Below are 3207 nucleotides of genomic sequence, written 5' to 3'. Positions count from 1 at the left end.
AAAAACACGCCTCTGAGGAAAGATTGCATCAATCTGACGAGAGAAACGCTTTGTCCTCCGATGAGGATGCTCTGCTTGCCAAGCTTATAGAGTTGGAAGCAAGGCTGGAAGTGAACTTACAGCAAAAGGAAAGTCGACAGAAGCCAAAGCTGCAGCGACAGTGGCGGGAGGAAATTGCTCGCATTAATCTTTCGCTGGATATGTAAAAACTGGAGGGGCGGTGAGCGAATATATAACTCTGTTGAATGAGATACGTGCATGCAGTTTGTGTGAAGCCCATTTACCCCTTGGCCCAAGGCCCGTTTTACAACTTCACCCTGCGGCCAAAATCCTGATTGCAGGGCAAGCGCCCGGCAGGACGGTTCATGAAACAGGTCTGCCTTTTAACGATCCCAGCGGAGAGCGCTTGAGGGACTGGCTGGGAGTAACCCGCGAACAGTTCTATAACCCAGAACTGTTCGCCATTATTCCCATGGGCTTTTGTTACCCGGGAACGGGAAAGTCCGGTGATCTTCCTCCCCGTCCTGAATGTGCGGAAACCTGGCGGGCACGTTTGCTCGAACAGTTACCAAATTTAAAAACAACTCTGGTATTGGGGCAGTACGCTCAGGCTTACCATTGTGGAAAAGGTCATTCTTCGGTGACAGAGCGTGTGCAGTCATGGCGTAGTTATTGGCCAGAGAACATTCCACTGCCACATCCCAGCCCTCGCAATAATCTTTGGTTACGCCGTAATCCGTGGTTTGAAGAGGAGCTTGTTCCAGAACTGGGTAAACATATCAGGGAAGTGCTGGACGAACGCTCTCCAGAATAATGAACTATAACTATTGCCCTGTTGCTGGTGGCACAATCAGAAGGAAATCTTCTGAGCTGGAAGGATTTGAATTGACTGAAGATCTAGCAGTTAGTGTGGTTACATTGCAATTAATAATCAACAATCGGGGATGTAAGCCAAGTTATGGCAGTGCCCATAAATCAGCTGCATTTACACTTTGATTACCGCGTCAAAAGAACCACACCAAATTAACTGAAACCTGATAGAATCCCCGACTCGAGATTTTCACCGTTTTCTCTAAGAGCAAAGCAGGACTATTAAATGACAACGGCTTTGGTTCATATTGTAATGGGCTCTCAATCTGACTGGCCAACCATGAAAAAGGCTGCAGAGATACTGGATCAACTGCAGGTGCCTTATGTTGCCAAGGTAGTGTCTGCTCATCGCACTCCTGATCGTCTAATCGATTTTTCCAAAACGGCTGCGGATAAAGGTTGCAAGGTTATTATTGCCGGCGCCGGTGGTGCTGCGCACTTACCTGGCATGGTTGCAGCTATGACTCACCTGCCGGTCGTTGCCGTGCCTGTTCAGAGCCGGACTCTCAGCGGTGTAGACAGCCTGCTATCCATTGCACAAATGCCAAAAGGTGTGGCTGTAGCTACTCAGGCAATTGGTGATGCAGGGGCTGCTAACGCGGGCTTGATGGCTGCGCAGATTCTTGCAACTTCTGATGAAGATCTCACCAAGAGATTGATTGACTGGCGTGCCCGCCAGACTGAGCAAGTACCAGAAGACGTTGAGTAATAGAATCTTTCTAACAGTTGGGTAGAAGTGACCTCGCCATGCGAATTTCGATTATAGGTTGTGGGCAACTGTCCAGAATGCTGGCCCTGTCCGGCTGGAATATAGGAATTGATTTCAGCTTCCTTGCGGACCAGGGAGAATCAACCGCCTGTATTTCAGGGCTCGGTGATGTAGTAACGATTGCTGATGGCATGTCTGCTCAAGAGATGTATCAGGCTCTTGGCCAGCCAGACGCAATCACTATTGAACGCGAAGCCGTTCATGTGGCTTTGATGAAAGAGTTGAAGAACTTTTGTCCAGTGTACCCTGATCCTGATGTGGTTTGGAAAATCCAGAACCGCCACCGGGAAAAAACATTGGTCAAAGAGTCTGGTCTGGCAACTTCTCCCTGGGCGCGTATTCAGGATAAAGAATCACTGGCGGATGCCATAGAAACGATTGGTGGCTTGCCTGTTGTTGTGAAATCCACAGAAGATGGTTACGACGGCCATAACCAATGGGTGATTGATAGCGCAGATCAAATTGCTGCTTTTGAGGAAGATCGCAAACTCATTCTTAAAGGTGAGAGTCAGCACAAGCACGCTCTGTTTGAATGGATTGTTGAAAAGAAGATTCCATTTGAACGGGAAATTTCTGTGATCGGTGCCCGCAATGTTGATGGTTCAATTGTCTCCTACATTCCCGGAGAGAATGTTCATCAGAGCGGTATTCTTCATACATCTATTGTTCCTGCACCCAAGCTTTCTGATGTCATCAGAGCCAAGGCAGAAAGCTATATCGCGACTCTGTTGAAAGAAACAGGGTACGTGGGCGTCCTGGCAATAGAATGCTTCGTGCTGGGCGATGACCTGATTGTGAATGAACTGGCTCCACGGGTTCATAACAGCGGTCACTGGACGATGGACGGTGCAGATACCAGCCAGTTTGAAAACCATGTTCGTGCTATTGCCAATCTGTCTTTAGGCAGCACAAAACATTATGGCGTGGCTGGCATGTATAACCTGCTGGGCAAAACCCTTTCTGATGATACAACTCCGCCAACAGAGTTGGTTCAGCCAGAGTGCTTTTTGCATTGGTATGGGAAAACGTCCCGCCTGGGTAGAAAAATCGGCCATGTGAACGTGCTGGCAAGCAGCCATGAAGAATTAGATGAACGACTGGAGAGTGTTCGTCAAAAGTGGCTTAGGTAGGTACTTAGGTATTTGAAATATATGGCTCTTTCGCAGGTTGGCTGATCATTTCTGAGCCTCCTGTCGAATTTTCAGATACAGATATTCAAGATCGTTATAGCCACAAGCCTTATAGACAATACGCTTGATAACACCATTGAAAGCCTCGATTTTTGCACTGGTTATACGATGATGGCAATATGAAAGAAGGCCTTCTCTTGCCCTGTCCAACCCTTTGGCAAAGCGTTTCAGCTCGACAATGCCTGTCTCTTTGGCCAATTCAATCCACCTATCGAGAAACTTACTGGCGCACCCTTTATAGGTATACGTCCACAGCTGTTTAAGCATGTCTTTCAGAGTGTAGGCCTGAAACAAGTCCTCATTCATGGCAAGCAGTTCCTTCAGGCTGCTTTCCCTCTTGGGTGTGAGGTTCTCTGGATTCCTGAATAGATTGAAACG

At 47.8% G+C, this 3207-nt stretch carries 5 protein-coding genes; 4 read left to right on the top strand and 1 reads right to left on the bottom strand.

Translation table 11 applies throughout. From position 1 onward, the window contains the following. The 4 genes from QMA35_RS21180 to QMA35_RS21165 all read left to right on the top strand — a co-directional run. Window positions 1-206 (top strand): hypothetical protein (locus QMA35_RS21180; protein ID WP_281649128.1); only part of this gene is annotated, 206 nt, incomplete at its 5' end. Window positions 207-220: 14 nt separating this feature from the next. Beyond that, entirely contained in the window at window positions 221-814 is a 594-nt protein-coding gene (locus QMA35_RS21175; RefSeq protein WP_281649127.1) for a uracil-DNA glycosylase family protein, read from the top strand. 282 nt (window positions 815-1096) lie between these two features. Beyond that, window positions 1097-1579, top strand: coding sequence for a 5-(carboxyamino)imidazole ribonucleotide mutase (gene purE, locus QMA35_RS21170; protein WP_281649126.1), 483 nt, complete (start codon window positions 1097-1099; stop codon window positions 1577-1579). Between the two features lie 38 nt (window positions 1580-1617). Then, window positions 1618-2769, top strand: coding sequence for a 5-(carboxyamino)imidazole ribonucleotide synthase (locus QMA35_RS21165; protein WP_281649125.1), 1152 nt, complete (start codon window positions 1618-1620; stop codon window positions 2767-2769). 45 nt (window positions 2770-2814) lie between these two features. On the opposite strand, the gene QMA35_RS21160 is transcribed toward QMA35_RS21165, so the two are convergent. Further along, a partial coding sequence (locus QMA35_RS21160) for a transposase (protein WP_281649124.1) occupies window positions 2815-3207 on the bottom strand: 393 nt, incomplete at its 5' end.

The organism is Parendozoicomonas sp. Alg238-R29 (assembly GCF_947331445.1).
In the GTDB taxonomy this organism is placed as follows: Bacteria; Pseudomonadota; Gammaproteobacteria; order Pseudomonadales; family Endozoicomonadaceae; genus Sansalvadorimonas.
This window is presented reverse-complemented; position numbering and strand designations above follow the sequence as displayed.